Source organism: Paenibacillus sp. FSL R5-0928 (assembly GCF_037970385.1).
Classification (GTDB): domain Bacteria; phylum Bacillota; class Bacilli; order Paenibacillales; family Paenibacillaceae; genus Paenibacillus_AQ; species Paenibacillus_AQ odorifer.
Map to the genome: position 1 here is coordinate 3,819,952 of NZ_CP150225.1, position 17,829 is coordinate 3,837,780.

Here is a 17,829-nt window from a genome sequence, read left to right on the forward strand (position 1 = left end):
CCTTAGCTTATAACTCTTCCTTGCTAAACAATCGTAGTGAAATCCTATAAGAGCAGTACAATATGAATAGATAAACAATCCCTGTCAAACCAATCGGCACCAGATGATCCTGCAGCTTTAAATGGGTAATTGTTAAGAAAAAGGATGAATTTGAGAGTGAAGATCCAGTGTTTAGGGTGGTAATCGTTATTACTACATTAAAAAGGATATTGAAGTAATAGTTTTTGGAACCAAGCCAATAATGAATCGGCAGATAAATAGACGCAGTCAAAGGAATCATCAGTAATGTTAAAGATACCCCTATCCAATAAAACGGGCTAATGGAATATCCAAATGAAAAGGAAATTAGTAACAAAGCTAAAGAGCAAACCAAACCGATGAAACAATAAGGAACAAGTGATAAGTATTTAGCCAAGATAATCTCTTGCCGTCTTACTGGCAACCCTATAACAAACTTTGTGTTGTTATTCTGTGCATCCATAGAACAGGAGTATACGAGCAACAGTAAAGATTGAAATGTAGCAAACATGCTGGAGTTATCCAGTTGAACATATGCGATAAACAAGATACTCAAGAGAAATATAGGGATAAAATTCCGCAGGAGAATAAAGTCTTTTCGAATCAGCAAAAAGAGATTAAACATACAAAGTGTTTCCCTTTACCGTAAAATACATGATTTCTTCCAGAGTAGGTGTTTCGCATATGGCATGACCCCTAAAGAAGTGTTCCCCCTCAGAGCGATTGTTCAGTAGACCCTCGAAACCAACTTCCGTCTCTCTAAGCCCGATGAACCATTTTCGTACATCCCGATCAAGCAACTCTTTGTTGCCTTTAACCAGCATGTATTTGTTGGCTAGAGATTCTTTCATTTCATTAAATACTAGGCGCCCTTCATTCACAAAAACAATATAGTCTGCGATCCGGTCCAAATCAGTCGTATTATGCGTTGAAAAAAGAATAGACTTCTTCTCATCCTGGATATGCTCACTAAGCAAATCAAGCAACTCTCTTCGGAATATAGGATCAAGTCCTGCAGTAGGTTCATCCATAATGAGCAGATCTGCACCATGTGATAAGGCAATAGCGAGCGAATACTTCATTTTCATTCCTTTGGAGAGCTCCTTAATCTTTTTCCGCGGGGAAAGCTTGAACATCTCTATGTATTTCCTATACGTTTCTTGATCCCAACGACTATAAAAAGGAGCAATAATCTTACTCATCTGATCGATGGTTAATTGATCGTAAAAGTAATTCTCATCGGAGACATAGCCAATCCGATCCTTATTCTCTGCTTCATGAATAGACATCTCTTGGTCAAAAATCTTGACGCTGCCGCGATCAGGAAACACCATCCCCATCATCATTTTAATTATTGTTGTTTTCCCTGCCCCATTCGGCCCAATTAGCCCCGTGATATACCCTTCTTTGATACCGAACGTAAGTTCGCATAGGCTAAAATGGCCATATTTTTTAGAAATTTGGTCCAATTGAATGACTTCTTTCATTCTGTCTCCTCCTCATAAAGCAATTTCAACATCTCACTAAACTCAGCAAAATTAATCCCCAGCATTTTACTCTCGTCGATAATCTCCTTCATTTTTTGCTCCATAATCCGTAGCCGTTGTTCCCGAATAAACTCCTGATCTGCACCAGAAACAAAGGAACCTTTCCCCACAATTGAATTGATAAGCCCTTCTCTCTCCAGTTCTTCATAGGCTCGTTTCGTTGTAATTACGCTAATCTGCAGCTCTTTGGCTAATAGCCGGATAGAAGGTAATGGGGTACCAGACACTAATTCTCCTTGCAGAATCATCTGGCGGATCTGGCTGACAATCTGTGCATAGATGGGTTCACCGGAAGTGTTGGATATCAATATGTTCATGGAATCGTGCCCTCACTCCTAGTTTATGTGTTATCAATGTATATATGTAATATATACACTATACTCAATGTTGTCAATTACCTTTCTTGTATCGGCAAAAAAGCTGATTCCTAGGATCTAAGAACCAGCTTACACAGTTATCAGATATTTTCTCCATCACAATAATCCAGCACTTTTTAAAAAACGGCTAACAATATCTATCTGATAGCGAATCCGTAGCTCACGATCAAGGCTCCAGCAGGTTTCCACAGTAAATGCTTTAGCCCCTAATATACGGGTAACGGCTGCCCTTGAGGAGCCGGGGCGCTCCCGTAAACGGATATTAAAATGATAAGCGGTTTTGGGAATCGTTCGATTAATGCCTTTGATGACACGTTTTGCTGTACCTATTCCTCGGCTTCCCGGAGTGACGATGATCGACTGGCCAAGTCGCTTCGGATTTTTTTGTGACAACCCATTTGCTTCATGAAGATCCAGAAACCAGGTGGGACGATATCTTAGTACTAGCTGTAGCAAAGCTGAAGCTAATGGATGTTTTGCCACTACTTTGTTAGAACGTGGAAAGGTGCGATTTAAATCGGGTACACCTCTGATCCGTTTGCGGTAAGCTTTTTGATTCATTAGAGGTACTACAATGATCGTGCCCCGGTGTATATACAACCTTCTCTGGTTAAAACGTTCTACAATGATCTGTGCGGCACGAATACTTCCTGTCTCATTCCCATGTATCCCCGACACCACCATAAAGACAGGACCAGGAAGCTCACCTCTAATCACATAATAAGGGGTAGCATAAGCTGTGGACGATGCTAAGGTATAGCTTTCAACGATCATAAAGGATCACCTCCACATTTAGATAATCCATATATGTGTATTCCGATGTCCCCCAGTTGTCCTAGACAGATAAGCAAGAAGAAACGACGTTGTCTTTTTTAAAGATAACATTCGTTTTTCGTAGAAATACAATCAAAAAAAGCCTGATTTCTCAGGCTTCCTTAGTCCTAACTAGTTAATTTATTTATACGCTGGGAGCCAGTCTCCATGGGCTGTGATCAGCTCGTCGCACATATTTGTAATGTCATCCATCGACAATTCAGCAGCTGTATGTGGATCGAGCATTGCGGCGTGATAGATATGCTCTTTCTTATGGGTAATCGCTGCTTCGATCGTTAACAATTGTGTATTAATGTTTGTACGATTCAGTGCGGCGCACTGTGGAGGCAGATCTCCCACGTAGGTCGGAGTTACTCCGCTTCTATCTACTAAACAAGGGACCTCTACACATGCTTCATTTGGCAAATTGGTGATAAGACCTGTGTTCATAACATTGCCACCTATTTTGAAAGGCACATTAGTTTCGATGGCTTCCATGATATAAGACGCATATTCATGCGAACGTTCATGTTTAAGTTCTTTGTTATTAACCAATTCTTCCCGCATTTGTTGCCAACGTTCAATTTGATCTACACAGCGGCGTGGATACTCGTCGAGTGGAATTTGAAACCGTTCGATAAGCTCAGGGTAATTACGTTTGATAAAATAAGGATGATACTCTGCGTTATGTTCCGAAGATTCCGTAATGTAGTAACCGAATTTAAGCATCATTTCATAACGGACCATGTCTCCGTGATGTTCTTTTTGCTTCTCAGCTGCACGGCGTTTAATTTCCGGATACAAATCCTCGCCGTCTTTAGTAACCTCCAATAACCAAGCCATATGGTTAATCCCAGCGATCTTAGCCTGAACACCTGTCTGATCCATACCCAGATGCTCGAACAAACCCGGAATACAATGCTGCACACTATGACATAATCCCACCGTCTTTACACCGCCATAGGTATTCATCACATTGGTCAGAACTGCCATAGGATTCGTATAGTTCATAAAGAGTGCGTCCGGACAAACCTCCCGTACATCCGCAGCAAAGTCCAGCATCACTGGAATAGTACGCAGGTTACGGAATATCCCACCTATGCCAACTGTGTCCGCAATCGTTTGCCGCAAGCCATATTTCTTCGGAATTTCAAAATCTGTGATGGTGCAAGGATCGTAACCTCCCACTTGGATTGCATTAATGACATATTTAGCTCCACGCAAAGCTTCTTTACGATCCGTATAGGATTTCACAACACAAGTGCTGCCGCTGCTCTCTTTTATATTATTAAGCATATTCTCGGAATCTTTAAGGCGTTGCAGATCAATATCATACAGGGCAAGTTCAAACCCTTGCAGGGCTGGCGTTCTCATACAATCTCCCAACACGTTTTTGGCGAATACGGTGCTACCCGCTCCGATAAATGTAATTTTAGACATGTGAAATATTCCTCCTTATAGGTGAGGTGAACGGTGTTAACATCGCAGTTTTATGGAGTAGAGTAAACTATAATTCCCTTATAAACACTAGGATGTTAGATCATAACCGTCTGCTCTCTTCACTAATCACTATAAATGAGAGCGGTCCCAATGAGTATGGAGAAATACAAGAGAAATATGGACGTTTGTTGCATTTGTATATTCAATCCTATACTCTAAATGTATTATAAAAGCAATCTTGGGGAGGTCCTAAGTGAATGGCTTCAGAGCATTATCATTTTACAGCAGGGTTTAATCTGGCTCCCGATGATCATGACCTATCTGTATTATTCAGCGGAGAAGGCAAGCCTGTTCCTGGCCATAAAATGGGCCCCTCTGTTCATGATTACTATCTCATTCATACAGTAATTGATGGTAAAGGTGTTTTTCAAAGTGGCAGTAATTCACAGGGATGTAGTAAGGGGGATACCTTTGTAATTTTTCCGGGTGCGTTATTTAGCTATCAGGCAGACATGGATCGTCCGTGGACATATGTATGGGTGGCCTTACAAGGGGAAGCGGTTGAACAGCTACTACACGAAGTGGGAATTACAAGGGACAAGCCAATAATCCACTTAGATAACCTAATAGAGATACATAAAATATATGAACATATTCGTTTATCCTTTCAGCAATCTGCTTATCCTCGACTGGAGAGCTTAGAAGCTTCGGGTTGGCTGCGGCTGCTAGTGCACAAATTCGGTGTTGCGAACATAAGTTCGCTTTCCTCTCAATCGATAGAATTACCGGATGTTATCGACCGCCAGATCGATCAAGCGATCCGTTGGATTTCTCTGCAGTTTCATCAACAGATCAGTATCGACCATATGGCATCGTCTCTAGGCTATCATAGAGCGCATCTCTCTAAAGTCTTTAAACAAAAGATCGGCATGTCTCCCAAACAATATTTATTAAAGGTTCGTATGGATAACGCAAAAAAACTGCTAGGAGGAACGCTGACCATCGACCAGATCTCTTCCTCGGTCGGTTTCAATGACGCGTTATACTTCTCCAAGCAGTTTCGTAAGTGGAGCGGCATGTCTCCAAGTGAATTTCGAAATCATCTTCGAACGGGCAAATGATTGATCTTTCTTACGTTTCTTTCATGGCTTTAGATAAAATAGAGGTAACAAACGTTGTCTTTCCTTCACAATAAGCATCAATGTCATAACGATGTTGTTCTGCCAGGCGCTGCTTGACCTCTGCATACGCTTGACGCGCTGCTGTATTCGATCGCAGATAGTCTCTGAAAGCGATATGCTCCAAGTAGCCTTTTCCATCCTTAGGGCAAACATACAGATGATATTTCATAAACCCGTCATCCTGAAGTCTTTGAAAAGCTTCTCTGCCCTCTATTCCCAAGTTCCCTTGGTGTTCATAACCACGCTGTTGTAAACGTTCGATGATTTGTGGGAGTACATCGTAGCTTTCCATCACAAGATCTAGGTCGATGATAGGTTTAGCAGCCAGCCCTTCAATGGAAGTACTGCCCACATGCTCGATAGAAATAATAAGATCTCCGACATAAGATAAGAGCTGTTCTTTTAATCTATTGAATTCCGCCTTCCACTCTGGGTTATACGGGACAACCTCTATAACTTTCGTCTTCTCAGCGATGATCAAACACCTCCCGGGTATAATAAAAGGTAATATAATACGTTTCTAGCTAATCTCCGGTATATCCTCTTTCTCGATCACTCTATAGACTATCCATATACATAGAGCGGCTACAACAAGCGTTCCCCCCATTAAGCAGACGCCACTCCAGCCCCAATGCTGCCATGCAAAACTTCCCAGCGTGGATCCAATCGCTCCACCTGTAAAAGTGCTGACCATAAAAACAGTATTTATACGACTGCGAGCCGCTGGTTCAAGTGCATATATCCGTGTTTGGTTACTGACCTGTGATCCCTGTACCCCAAGATCCAGAATAATAACTCCTGCAATCAAACTCCAGATTGTAAATCCGGCTAAACCAAAAAATCCGTAAGCAATCAATGTAATTAACAGTAGGATTCCTACAATCTTTTTGGGAGCAATTCTGTCTGCTAACCTCCCGATAAATGGAGCACCAGCAGCACCTGCTACACCAATAAGACCAAACAATCCTGTGATTGAGCTACTGTAGTGATAAGGTTCTCCTTCCAGAAAGAAAGCTAGAGAAGTCCAGAACACACTGAAGCCGCCAAACATGCAAGCCCCAATTAAAGATGACTCACGAAGCGTCGAATATCTGCGAATCAGTTGCCCCATTGATTTCAGCAGATCGGAGTACGAAGAATTATTGTCTGGTTTCGTTGCCGGGATTAGCCGATAAAGAATAAGGGATAGCAATAACATAACTACTGCGGCAATCCAGTACATCGCCCTCCAGCCGAACATATCCCCTATAATTCCGGATATTGTTCTTGCTAGCAGAATACCAAAAAACAATCCGCTCATTACTGTACCTATAACCTTCCCCCGCTCCTCCGGTAAAGCTAACTCAGCCGAGAGAGGAATGATGACCTGCGGCACCACCGTAGTTATGCCGATAGCAAAGCTCGCGATATACATCCAAGTGAGGTTTTGTGCGGTAGCGAAACCAATTAGGGACAGTGATACAGCAATAAGAAGTCCGGATATCAGTGTTCTGCGTTCACGAATGTCACCTAGTGGAACAAAAAATAACATTCCCAGCGCGTAGCCGATTTGAGTAAGCATCGATACATATCCCACTGCGTTAGAGGAAGCATTAAATGTGCGTCCTATCTCAGCTAGGAGCGGCTGATTATAATACATATTTGCCACGCTTAGTCCTGATGCAATGGCTAGAATTAGGATGAATTGCTTAGATAGACCTTCTCCTACACGAACAGCAGCGCCTGTGATAGATTGTGTCATGAAATTATGTGCCTCCGTTCACGTATGCTGCTTCAAACAGCGAGCTTTATTTTCCCTAATATATTATATCAGTCACTGTCAACCTTCTTTTTTCAATAGATTAATGATTAGTAAAAGCAAAAATATAAATATCTGCATAAGTACAATTTATAGTAAAATATATAAATCTGAGCTAGGAGTGGATGGGTGTGCACCAGAACGAACAAATCATAAACAAATTACAAAAGAACCCCTTAAAGAATGTAAGCTTGTTAAAAATGTTAACCTCCTTCCACGAAGTCATGGAAACACATCTAGTTGAGCATGGTGATCAGTGGGGTATTGTATTACTTCTTCCAGCCACAGCATACGCATATGATCATAGGGTATATCCTCAAGCGGATTACATCGTATTTTTGGATTACAGCTGCCCCGATATATTTCCAGCATTACTAACGCTGCTCCCCACAGAGGCGAAGCTTGTTTTTAAACTGCAGGATGTGAAGTACCAAGAGGCACTGTCTGCGCATTTTTCTTTAGAAAAAGTTCGGGGGTTTTTCTCTTACAGCACAACTGAGGGGTTAAGGTATGTTAAGGACAAAGAGGTAACAATCAATCATTCATTTGACGACAGACTACTTCCACTTTGGGCTGCTAACCATTACAATAAGGAAGAAATTGAGGAATATTTCCAAAAAGGAGCGTTTTCCGTTTCAATCTTTCAGGGCGACAATCCGGTTAGTACCTGCCTAGCGTTCCGCAATGAAGAGCAGATCTGGGAAATCGGCGCTGTACATACTTTAGAAGCATTTCAAAGATACGGATACGCGAAAATGGTAGTTCGCACAGCCATACAAGAAACGTTAGAACGAGGCTTTATTCCACGCTATCACGTCCTTGAAAGAAATCAAGCGTCCATTCGTCTAGCTGAATCTATTGGACTTGTCCCTTGTGTGCAGCTAGAGCACTGGATTAACTACATTCAATAACAATTTCTATTGGAGGTGATTTTAATGAGCTATCCACCAAACGACAATTTGAACTATTATCAGCCTCCACCCCCTCCGGCACCAACCAATGGCAAATCAATCGCTGGTTTTGTCTTGGGAATCCTCTCCATTGTTGTGCCTTATATTGGTTTTCTGTTAGGAATTATTGCGATTATTCTATCCGCCTTATCGCTGAAGGAAATCCGTAATCGTTATGAACAAGGCAAAGGCTTAGCGATTGCAGGTCTGGTATGTGGAATTGTGGGCACGCTGATGTACGCAATTATTATATTATTCGTCGTTGTGTTTGTTTTTGCAGCTTCTACTTACTAACCACGAAACGGATCTCAATAGCCATCATCGGCTGCTGAGATCCGTTTTGAGTTAACACGTTTATCAAGTGAACCCTTCATTCAGTCGTGGAACCAAAATCGGTGATTTTAAGCTTTACATCAAAGGTTAATGGCATCCGAATAAATTCCTCGTCCCAATGATCCTTGACCTTTTTCCAAACCTGCGGTTTTTCTATGCTGAACCAATTTCCGAACCCTGCCACATCTACTTTATAGGTGGAATGCATTTTGTGAATAAGAGCATTAATTTTTTCGGTCAATCTCTCCTCGAATATCTTCTCCAATTCTTTGAAATAGGCAACTTCCGCGGAATGCTCATTATCATCCCAATGCTCAATAAGACGTCCATCAGACTCAATCGCAACATGAAAGGAAAACTTCTCATCAGCAGTCTCCTTCAGTGTAATCTTGCTCTTGACTGATTTAATCTCATAAGTAATTGCTTCGTTTGACTGATCATATGTTTTGATGCTCCCGCCTTTAACATCGCCTTTGATCCAGGCAATACTCTCCACATCCTGTTGGTTCAGATTGCCGATCCAATGTCCTGTGTCTCCCTTGATAATACCGGCGCCGGAAAACTCCACCTCACCATTTGCCTCAATAACGTTCTGCAAAACAAAGCTTTGCTTCGAATACATCAATGCATCTAGATTCGACAATGTTATGCCCTTCATAACTTTACTAGTCCTGAAGTGGTTATGGACCATGTCCTCCAGACGAAAAGAAGGAACCTCCTCTGCTGTCGTGTTTAGCGTATCAGACGCACGTCCTTGGCTAAGAAAGATGAGGCAGCTAGGGCGAATATCGTTATCACGCAACAGAAAGTCCATTAGCCGTCGGATTTTCTCCTGTTGTATCAATTTCTCGGATATGACAACAACCTTGAGGTGATGGCCTATAATCGGACGGTTCTTGCGGATCGAAATCTGGCGGAATACTTCAAGCAGGGAATCTCCAGACTCTGAAATATTATGGAAATGAGTTTTGGGTGTTTCACCTTCTTTGCCGGAGTTTCCAATTACATTTTCAGGCACAATTTGTACCGTAGCCGTCAATTTATTATGCTTAAGGTAACTTCCTCCGAGTTCCTCAAATTTCTTTTCGACTGTTTGGGGTTCCCCCTTGTCAAGCGCCAATCCCGTATAAACACTCAAGTCTTCAATTTCCTTACTGCTCCAGCAGCCAGACTGCGTAAGCAGAATCATAAATACCAATAGTAAGCGAATAACCCGCTGTCTAAACATTCTGCTTGAGTCCTTTCTTCCTAATGATTAATACAATCGACAATAACAGTGGCAGCAATATAAAGATCAGCACACCCATATAGCCAATCGCATCACCAAGACTGAAGACATCATTGATGCGTTGAGGGATCATCGTACAGATGAAGATGATGGGCATTAAAGCGAACATAACCGGATGGATCTTTAGGTGAAACACCTGGGAGATTCCGAGTGACGCATTAAAGAAAAAGCTGCAAAAATTGCAGAACATCTGCATCAGCCAGATAACCAGCAACGGAAATTCAAATCGTTCAAAAAAGAACCCTGAAATTTCAAAGCTCCGCACCAAATCTATCGTCGGCCAGGTACTGGAGATTACAGAATTAATAGATAAGCCGCCGATAACCATTACAACAGTAACCAAATATAATACAAATGGTATGCTTAAACCAACCAACATTCCCTTGACTGCTTGCTGTGGATGCTCCATAAAGGCCGTCATTGTCATCACAACCTCACAACCGGTAAAGATCAGGATGCTCGATTTCATGCCTCGGATCACCGGGATCATACCTTCACTCAGAAAAGGACGCAAATGCTGGATATCAAATATTCTGGTACTTAAGATATAACAAATTATCAGGATAAAAATACTGATCGGAAATACAATCTGAAACACGCGGGCCATGGAATTAATCCCACCATACACCAAATAAGTGCCAACCCAGATGAACGGCATCACAATCGCCCAGATCGGTGTCCCTTCCAGAAGAAAAAACAACGTTACTTCCGCCAAAACGCGGATTTCGAAACCCGCTATCACAATAAAGTACAGAATCAATATTGTACTCATTACACTGCCTGGAAGATTCCCAACAATTCTTTTAGAATACTGAAAGACAGTCTTCCCTGGAAATTGCTGGCTAAGCTTCACCATAACCAATATCACCAAAGATACGGTGATACCTCCCAGCACTACTGAAATCCAGGCATCGGGAGTCTGTACAGCCTTAACAACATTTCTGGGCAAAGTCAAAATTCCCGCACCTAGCATTGAATTGGTCAAGATTATGGAAGCCTGCGAGGTTGTGATCTTGTCATCAGTTCGTTTGAACACTGTGGTCTCCCCTCTGCTCCTGCTAAGAATACATTCTCTAGGACCTGCGCTTTTTCTTCTGGGTCTTCAGCATCTCCGGTCTTCGCTTCATGATCGATAACGGTGCACGAACGAACAAATCCTTCCAGTCACTTAACCGGAAAGGGGAAATAGGGGTGACGTAAGGAACTCCAAAGCTTGAAAGCCGAGTCAGATGACTGCAAATAAGCAGGAAGAAAAGGATGGTTCCGAACATGCCCAGGACCGCCGCAAATAACATGCCTGCGAATCGTAAGATCCGGAGAGTAATCCCCGCACTGTACATCGGTATGGAAAACGAAGAGATCGCTGTCACGGCTACAACAATTACCAGAAACGGACTCACAATACCAGCCTGTACCGCGGCATCTCCAATGATCAGACCTCCGACAATCCCCATTGCCGGACCTATGGGCTTCGGCAGCCGGATTCCAGCTTCACGCAAGATTTCAATGGAAATTTCCAGAATCAACACTTCAATTAATGCAGGAAAGGGTACACCTTGGCGTGTTTCGATAATGGAGATCGCCAGTTGTGTAGGAATCAGTCCCGGATGAAAGGAGATAAAGGAAATATACAGCGCCGGAGCCAACAGAGCCAGAAATGATGCGCAAAACCGGAGTATCCGCAAAAGTGTACCCGGAATCCAGCGCTCATAATAATCCTCAGGAGACTGCAAAAGCATACTGAACGTCACTGGAACAACGAGTGCAAACGGTGTGCCATCCAGCAAAATAGCGACTCTTCCCTCTAACAAGGAAGCAATTACCCGATCGGGTCTTTCCGTATTCTGTGTCTGCTGAAACGGGCTTAAATAATCATCCTCGATCAACTGTTCCACATAGCCGGATTCCAGAATAAAGTCCATATCAATTTTGGAGATACGTTCCTTCACTTCCTGGAGCAGATCAGGATTTACAATGTTTTTCATATAAGCGATAACCAGGTTCTTCTTGATTTCGCTGCCTACTTCAACCATTTTCATTTCCAGATTCTTATTAAGCCCTTGGCGCCGCAGCATAGAGGTATTCTCACTGAGCACCTCGGTAAAGCCAATCCGAGGCCCCCGCAGCAAAGCCTCTGAGGTCGGCTCAGTAATCGAGCGCACTGCTCCATGCGGAGAACCCACCAGCAACATCTCACACATGCCTTCGACAATCAGCGCAGTGTATCCGAATAGGACAAACTCCTGCAACTGGTCTAAATCCTTGGCTTCACTGAGCTGAGCTAGCGGGAGCATATTCTGTTTCAAGTAGTTGTATATTCCTTCTGAAGCCTGCGTTTCGCCGGCAAACATCAAATTCTGCAGCACCTGCTGATTGATCAGTTCTTCGTGCTGCATCCCCTCTACATAGACTAATGCGGCACGTGCCTGAATACCTTTAACTGAGAATTCACGAAAATGTACATCACTGTTCTCCCCCAATGCCGTTTTTATCGCTGTCAGATCGGCATCATAGTCCTGAGTAAAAGCAGTAGACACAGGAGGCTGCGGATTTACTTCCCGATTGTCATTCTTCTTCAGTTCCGCATCCTGTGATTTGGCCTCTGTTTCCTTAGAGCGTCCGCTTCCAACATAAAAATACAAATGCCTGTAAAGATAAAAAATCCCTACGGGAAAGAGCAGCGTAATCGCCGCCTGCATAAAAATTGTCCAGTCCGGAATATAAGAGACTATTTTAGGCCACATCGCAATCATCCTCTATAGGAATCTGTTAGTACTATTCTCCTTCCACCCTATTCTTATGCAACATTTGAAACTTAAGGAAAGTTCATATATCACCATGGATCCGGACATAACAAAACGCCCGCTTATGCGGGCGTCTGCAATTTAGAGTATTTTCGGTGTTTACTGCTCAAGGTTAATTAGGTTGCTGCCACTGCTTTAAAACTTCAATCAGACCCGGGACATCTAATCCATCCAAGGAAAAAGCTTTGCGCAGCAGCTCATGCGGGATGAACTCATCGTATTTTCCGAGGTAGGGTGCTTCATCTGGTGATAACAATGATAATGGATCTGTGGCAGCCATACTTTCGGCAATGATCTCTGCTTCCAGCGTTTCTGCATCAGTTTTACCCGCAACAACCATATAATAAGGTTCCATCGGAACGATAGAACGCAGTCCCAGAGGGCTCTTCAGATTGTTCTTCAGAAGGCGCTCCAGCGTGCGGAATTGCCGACTGCCCGCCCAGGGCAGAATGAACATAGAATCTCCACCCGCCGGCATAACGGATCGCACAAGCATTCCGCTTTCCTTCGCTAAACGACGAGCTCGTTCGAGCCGCGCAGCGGCACTCGGAGCTAAATACGGATACAATGAAGTGGCTCTTAAGATTTCACGGATCTTGTTCATGATGCGTGTATGTACATCCCCACCCGCACCAAGCCACAACGTATCTACTTTGCCGCGTGAGGTTTTCACATAAACGGCTTTATGGCGATTATCCACCTCTTCTACCTTCCAAAGCTTACCTGCCAGAGTAAAACAGTAGCCTGGTGGTGGAACCGTTGTGATCGATCCGATTTCCTCAGTTCCGTTATAGACCACATGCTCTTCATCATCTTTGAAGACCGCGTAGAAGCGGAAGTTATTCACGATCTTCTCTCCCGCCATCCCGATGATCAAGCTGCCTTCGTCCATCTTCTCAATTTGTCCCATGCCTAACATATAGGTCATGAAAATATCATAATCAGTAGGATCTATGGTTTTAAACGAAGGCAAACTCAGAACCGCTTCTTTTAAATCATCCGGTTCGGCCTCACCCATACTTTTCAAAATGCTCATCGTCTGATGGTATAGCAGTCCAACTGGCAGCTGACGCACGACCAGGGGTTCAACCCATTTCTCGCGCACATATAGCTCAATAACCGCTATCGCTCGAAGCAGTGTCCACGGCATCCGCGCCGGAAGTTGAGCTTCCTCGTCCTCTTCCTCGGGCGTGACAAAGATCATCTCGGATGCAGCGTCTCCACGCCTGCCCGAGCGGCCTAACCGCTGCACAAAGCTAGTACAGCTATAGGGAGCGCCGACCTGTAGCACTCGCTCCAGCTCGCCCAGATCAATGCCCAGCTCCAGCGTCAACGTCGCTGCGGCAACAGCCGGTCCGGTGCCTTGCCGCAGCGCGGCTTCCGTCTCTTCACGCAGCATCGCGGAGATGCTGCCATGGTGAACGTGAAACACATCCCGTTCACCACGCTTCGCGGCCGTTCTCCGCATCTCTAGGGTCGCCGTCTCCGCATCTGAGCGGCTGTTGGTGAAGATCAACGCCTTCTTCAGATGCGTATGATCATAAATAAAATCGTAATAAGACTGCTTCGCACGTTCTAAATGCTCCGCCTGCACCTCATCCCGTGCATCCGGGAAAGAGAAATGCTCCACACTTAACCTGAGCTTACGCCCGCCTTGTGGAGCGGACACTTCAACGCTCTCCCGTGTGCCTGCCGCTAGCCACTCCGTGACAGAAGCGTAGTCGCTCAGCGTAGCAGATAGACCGATTCTGCGAGGATGGCATCCCGCCATTCGTGAAATTCTCGCCAGCTGGCTTAACACCTGGATCCCCCGGTCAGCTCCCATAAAGGCATGCACCTCGTCAATGACAATAAAACGTAAATCATGGAACAACGCTGGAATAGCATTCGGGCGGTTCATCAACAATCCTTCAAGCGATTCAGGGGTGATTTGCAGCACGCCTGAAGGATTCTGCACAAGTTTTGTTTTATCAGCTTGTGGTACATCTCCATGCCAGTGCCACACCGGAATGTTGCCTTCACGAAGCAAATCATTCAAACGTGTAAATTGATCGTTGATCAAAGCTTTCAAAGGGGCGATATACAAAATGCCAACCGAACCGGAAGGACGTTCATACAGCTCAGTAAGCGCAGGGAAAAAAGCTGCCTCTGTCTTACCTGAAGCGGTACCTGAGGCAATCAGCAGATGATGCGGGGTATCAAAAAGCACACGGCAAGCATCCACCTGTGCCTCACGCAAAGTCTCCCAGCGGTTCTTATAAATAAACTCTTTAATGAAGGGTGCCAGCCTATAGAACGGATTATCACTCATAATTCAAACTCCGCTAAGAACCCATCCAGTTCATTTTGCTCGGTCTCAGCTGGCTTAGCTGTTTTTTCGCCCACTAGCTGTTCAAAAGTAATCTCCGGATGCTGGTGGAGCGTATGCAGCAGATCCATGAAATCACGAACTACCTCCCGTGGAGTCAAGAGTTCCTCAGCCCCTAATCTTCCAACCGCTTCCTCCATAAAATGAACCAATTGTTCCTGTGATAAACGCGCTTCATAACCATAATGTAGGGCGTGAATCCCTTTAAGCTTTTGCAGCAGTACCAGAATTTCCTCGTGTGATAACATGTCCAGTGCAATGATAGGTCCAGTATAATTGTTCAGACCCGCCGCCCCGTATCGGCCAGCAACCAATCTCGATCGCAGTGCCTCATAACTAAATAATCCGCGCCGTCCATCTTCCACAAATTGCGGTGTTCCCCCTATAAAAATCCCAAGGTTCTCTGCCTTCCCCTGCATCGTATCATTGAACATGGTAAGCAGCTTTTCATAGTTGCTCTGGCGGGAAATACTGTTCGTAATTTTATAGAGATTGACACCTTCATCAATAAACAGCAGCAGACCTTTATAGCCAATTGCCGCGGTAAATTCCGCCCAAAGCTTCATATAGTCATACCAATTATCATCATCAATAATCACGCCAACTCCAAGCGCTTTGCGGGCTTCTGTGCGAGTTGCAAATTCTCCACGCAACCAGCGAAGCGAATCCTGTTTCTGGTCATCATCAGCCAGCTTGTGTGCATTCCAATAAGAGGCGAGTACTTTGGCAAAATCAAAACCATGCACCAAACCACGCATTTCAGAGGCTACAGCGTAAATTCGCTTCTCTACTTCTTCACCAAGCTGAGGGTGATCAGGTCCATATTCCTTTTCCTGCATCACGGACTGCTGTAGCGTAATAATCCATTTCTGCAGGATGATCTCCAACGCTCCACCATCTGGACGTGTGCGGGTTGATAAATGGCTCATTAACTCCCGGTAAGTCGCTAGACCTTGTCCTTTGGTTCCCACTAACCTACGCTCAGGGGAGAGGTCTGCATCTGCTACTACAAAATCACGATCCATCGCGTAATTACGGATCATCTGAAGCAGAAAGCTTTTGCCGCTGCCGAATTTGCCTGTAATCAGCTTAAAAGCTGCCCCACCCTCTGCAATGTTCTCCATATCTCTTAATATGGCTTCAATCTCCGGCCGACGGCCAACGGCTATATGCTCTAGTCCGATACGCGGAACAACACCAGCCGTCAACGAATTGACTAGCGCAGTTGTCATTCGTTTAGGTATTTTTAATTCACTCATCCAAAGTTCACCTCATTAAATATTGCGCAGCATAGAGATATATTCCTCAACAATGTCTTCACCCTCAATGATCAGATCACCGAGAATATCCATTGCGATTTCATTAATCTCATCAATTAAAAGCTCTGACATCGTGCCATTGGCAGCAGCCAGCTTCAGCATAGATTGACTTCCATCCTCATCCAAAAGAGCAAGCAGTGCTTCCCGTTGTAGTGGATTTAAAGCATTGGCAAACTGTTCTGCCTCCGACCCTATGTTAACCACTTGAGCTTCTTCAATCACATCTACAGGCAACAATTCTTCCTTGCTGTCTTTTATTGGACCGATTTCATCGATAGTTACATCGATCTCGCTATCCTCGTAATCTTCCTGCTCGTCCATATTCTCAACCGTAAGCATCGTCCGTACAATTTCAGAATCACTTTGCAGGCGTTCTAGCTTCTCCGGATCTATGACGACTGCCGGTCCCTTGTCTTCCTGCGTCTCTTTAAGGTACTCACGCTTTAGAAAACGAGTGATCAAATCGTCCATATCGGCATCCACATTAACACCTTTAAGTCGTCCGCGGTAGCCCATCAGTTCCCGTAGTTTATTCTCAGTCAGACGAAATAGCCTGGTAATCAGACTGCGAAGTGGTGGAGATTTACTAATACGTACAACCGGTATAAGAACAGAATAGCCATATAATGAAATGTCATATACGGCACTTCGGAATAAATAACGCTCCCGCATCACCGCTGGTCCAGGTGGAAACATTTCAACTAGATTGGAGCCATGTTTTCGGGTGACAAAAGCATTGATTAACGCCACGACCTGCGGAATGTATTGTTCAAGAGCTTCTTTGCCTTCTCCGATGTAGAACTTGGATTTACTAATATCATAGTCCGACATTGCCGTTAATACTGCAAAGGTTAGTTGCTCAGGCGCTGCGGTCAAGCCTCTCATTAATTCAAGTTCCGCCAGATCTCCTGCAAGACCACGTGAACGAGCCACAATGATAGAAAGCGGGACATCCAAGTGATGTACAAAAGAGAAGTCCGCGATCCAGCCGCCAAGATATTGATCCAAGCGTTTATAACTTTCCCGGTAAGCTTCCCAGATCTGATTTAGCTGCCTATAGCCATCATAAGGATCAGTCCACCCCACACCATTAATAAGCTCATATACATGCAGAAAAATATAAGAAAGATCTGTTTTCAGATATCTGCCTTGTCTAACTTCATTCCGCCAATAGAAATACCATCTGCTCTGCGTGCCTGTCATATGGCCATATGTAGGCCAGTAACTCTTAAAAGGAACAAATAGCGCTGAATCCTCAGTTTTATCAACCAATTCCTTCGCTCTTGTTACGAACTGCCCTTCGGTGGTAGTCACAGGCTCCGGCGTTTCCATCTCTGTATCCCAAAGCTGCAGCTGTAATGAAGGTTCAGGGGTGGAATTTGTTTTGCCATTATTCTTAGAAGATGACTTAGGCAGCGCAGGTTCAGGGGAATTTCGCGGCGGAATCGGTACATTTTGTTCCGTACTTTCCCAGACTAATTCTGTGAAATGCGGCTGCTTCCTATCATTACTCATGTGCGATCGCTCCGTCCTTATAAATAAGGATTAATGTAAAAAAACGGTCCTGTTCACAACTGTGAAGGAACCGTTTTG

The 17,829-nt window shown here is 44.2% G+C and carries 16 protein-coding genes; 3 read left to right on the top strand and 13 right to left on the bottom strand.

Translation table 11 applies throughout. The annotated features are described in order from the left end of the window. Nucleotides 1-7 precede the first annotated feature (7 nt). From MKZ16_RS17070 to MKZ16_RS17090, 5 genes are all read right to left on the bottom strand, one after another. Nucleotides 8-643 carry an ABC-2 transporter permease gene (locus tag MKZ16_RS17070; protein WP_076106738.1) on the bottom strand — a complete coding sequence of 212 codons (636 nt, stop codon included), beginning with the start codon at nucleotides 641-643 and terminating at the stop codon, nucleotides 8-10. Further along, nucleotides 636-1,505, bottom strand: coding sequence for an ABC transporter ATP-binding protein (locus MKZ16_RS17075; protein ID WP_076106740.1), 870 nt, complete (start codon nucleotides 1,503-1,505; stop codon nucleotides 636-638). Before MKZ16_RS17075 ends, MKZ16_RS17070 begins: the two co-directional genes overlap by 8 nt. Further along, nucleotides 1,502-1,882: a GntR family transcriptional regulator gene (locus MKZ16_RS17080; protein ID WP_036676940.1), complete on the bottom strand. Its 381-nt coding sequence runs from the start codon at nucleotides 1,880-1,882 to the stop codon at nucleotides 1,502-1,504. Before MKZ16_RS17080 ends, MKZ16_RS17075 begins: the two co-directional genes overlap by 4 nt. 156 nt (nucleotides 1,883-2,038) lie before the next feature. Then, nucleotides 2,039-2,716, bottom strand: coding sequence for a succinylglutamate desuccinylase/aspartoacylase family protein (locus MKZ16_RS17085; protein ID WP_076106743.1), 678 nt, complete (start codon nucleotides 2,714-2,716; stop codon nucleotides 2,039-2,041). 180 nt (nucleotides 2,717-2,896) lie between these two features. Next, nucleotides 2,897-4,195, bottom strand: coding sequence for an alpha-glucosidase/alpha-galactosidase (locus MKZ16_RS17090; protein WP_036676934.1), 1,299 nt, complete (start codon nucleotides 4,193-4,195; stop codon nucleotides 2,897-2,899). A 257-nt stretch (nucleotides 4,196-4,452) separates the two neighbouring features. Here MKZ16_RS17090 and MKZ16_RS17095 point away from each other — a divergent pair, with 257 nt between their 5' ends. Beyond that, nucleotides 4,453-5,316, top strand: a complete 864-nt coding sequence (locus tag MKZ16_RS17095) for an AraC family transcriptional regulator (protein ID WP_076099101.1) — start codon at nucleotides 4,453-4,455, stop codon at nucleotides 5,314-5,316. A 10-nt stretch (nucleotides 5,317-5,326) separates the two neighbouring features. Here the strand turns inward: MKZ16_RS17095 and MKZ16_RS17100 are convergent, their stop codons facing one another. Together MKZ16_RS17100 and MKZ16_RS17105 are read right to left on the bottom strand one after the other, a co-directional pair. Then, complete coding sequence (locus MKZ16_RS17100) at nucleotides 5,327-5,857, bottom strand: GrpB family protein (RefSeq protein ID WP_235219390.1); 531 nt, start codon at nucleotides 5,855-5,857, stop codon at nucleotides 5,327-5,329. Between the two features lie 39 nt (nucleotides 5,858-5,896). Then, a complete protein-coding gene (locus tag MKZ16_RS17105) occupies nucleotides 5,897-7,117 on the bottom strand; it encodes an MFS transporter (RefSeq protein ID WP_076106745.1) in 1,221 nt (406 codons plus the stop codon). Between the two features lie 281 nt (nucleotides 7,118-7,398). Between MKZ16_RS17105 and MKZ16_RS17110 the strand changes: the two genes are divergently transcribed. Together MKZ16_RS17110 and MKZ16_RS17115 are read left to right on the top strand one after the other, a co-directional pair. Then, nucleotides 7,399-8,085: a GNAT family N-acetyltransferase gene (locus MKZ16_RS17110; protein WP_169744775.1), complete on the top strand. Its 687-nt coding sequence runs from the start codon at nucleotides 7,399-7,401 to the stop codon at nucleotides 8,083-8,085. A 24-nt stretch (nucleotides 8,086-8,109) separates the two neighbouring features. Continuing rightward, on the top strand, nucleotides 8,110-8,418 hold the full coding sequence (locus MKZ16_RS17115; protein ID WP_036676925.1) for a DUF4190 domain-containing protein: 309 nt from the start codon (nucleotides 8,110-8,112) through the stop codon (nucleotides 8,416-8,418). Between the two features lie 76 nt (nucleotides 8,419-8,494). Here the strand turns inward: MKZ16_RS17115 and MKZ16_RS17120 are convergent, their stop codons facing one another. The 6 genes from MKZ16_RS17120 to MKZ16_RS17145 form a co-directional block, all read right to left on the bottom strand. Next, nucleotides 8,495-9,685 (bottom strand): Ger(x)C family spore germination protein, encoded by a 1,191-nt coding sequence (locus MKZ16_RS17120; RefSeq protein ID WP_076106747.1) that lies wholly within the window; start codon nucleotides 9,683-9,685, stop codon nucleotides 8,495-8,497. Continuing rightward, nucleotides 9,678-10,781 carry a GerAB/ArcD/ProY family transporter gene (locus MKZ16_RS17125; protein WP_076106749.1) on the bottom strand — a complete coding sequence of 368 codons (1,104 nt, stop codon included), beginning with the start codon at nucleotides 10,779-10,781 and terminating at the stop codon, nucleotides 9,678-9,680. The genes MKZ16_RS17120 and MKZ16_RS17125 overlap by 8 nt, the downstream gene beginning before the upstream one ends. Nucleotides 10,782-10,818: 37 nt before the next feature. Further along, nucleotides 10,819-12,489, bottom strand: coding sequence for a spore germination protein (locus MKZ16_RS17130; RefSeq protein WP_036677387.1), 1,671 nt, complete (start codon nucleotides 12,487-12,489; stop codon nucleotides 10,819-10,821). 172 nt (nucleotides 12,490-12,661) lie between these two features. After that, nucleotides 12,662-14,860, bottom strand: coding sequence for a DEAD/DEAH box helicase (locus MKZ16_RS17135; protein WP_076106752.1), 2,199 nt, complete (start codon nucleotides 14,858-14,860; stop codon nucleotides 12,662-12,664). Beyond that, the gene (locus MKZ16_RS17140; RefSeq protein WP_036676916.1) at nucleotides 14,857-16,176 is read right to left on the bottom strand and encodes an ATP-binding protein; all 1,320 of its coding nucleotides are present in this window, start codon (nucleotides 16,174-16,176) and stop codon (nucleotides 14,857-14,859) included. The genes MKZ16_RS17135 and MKZ16_RS17140 overlap by 4 nt, the downstream gene beginning before the upstream one ends. A 15-nt stretch (nucleotides 16,177-16,191) precedes the next feature. Then, nucleotides 16,192-17,751, bottom strand: coding sequence for a TerB N-terminal domain-containing protein (locus MKZ16_RS17145; RefSeq protein WP_076106753.1), 1,560 nt, complete (start codon nucleotides 17,749-17,751; stop codon nucleotides 16,192-16,194). Nucleotides 17,752-17,829: the final 78 nt, after the last annotated feature.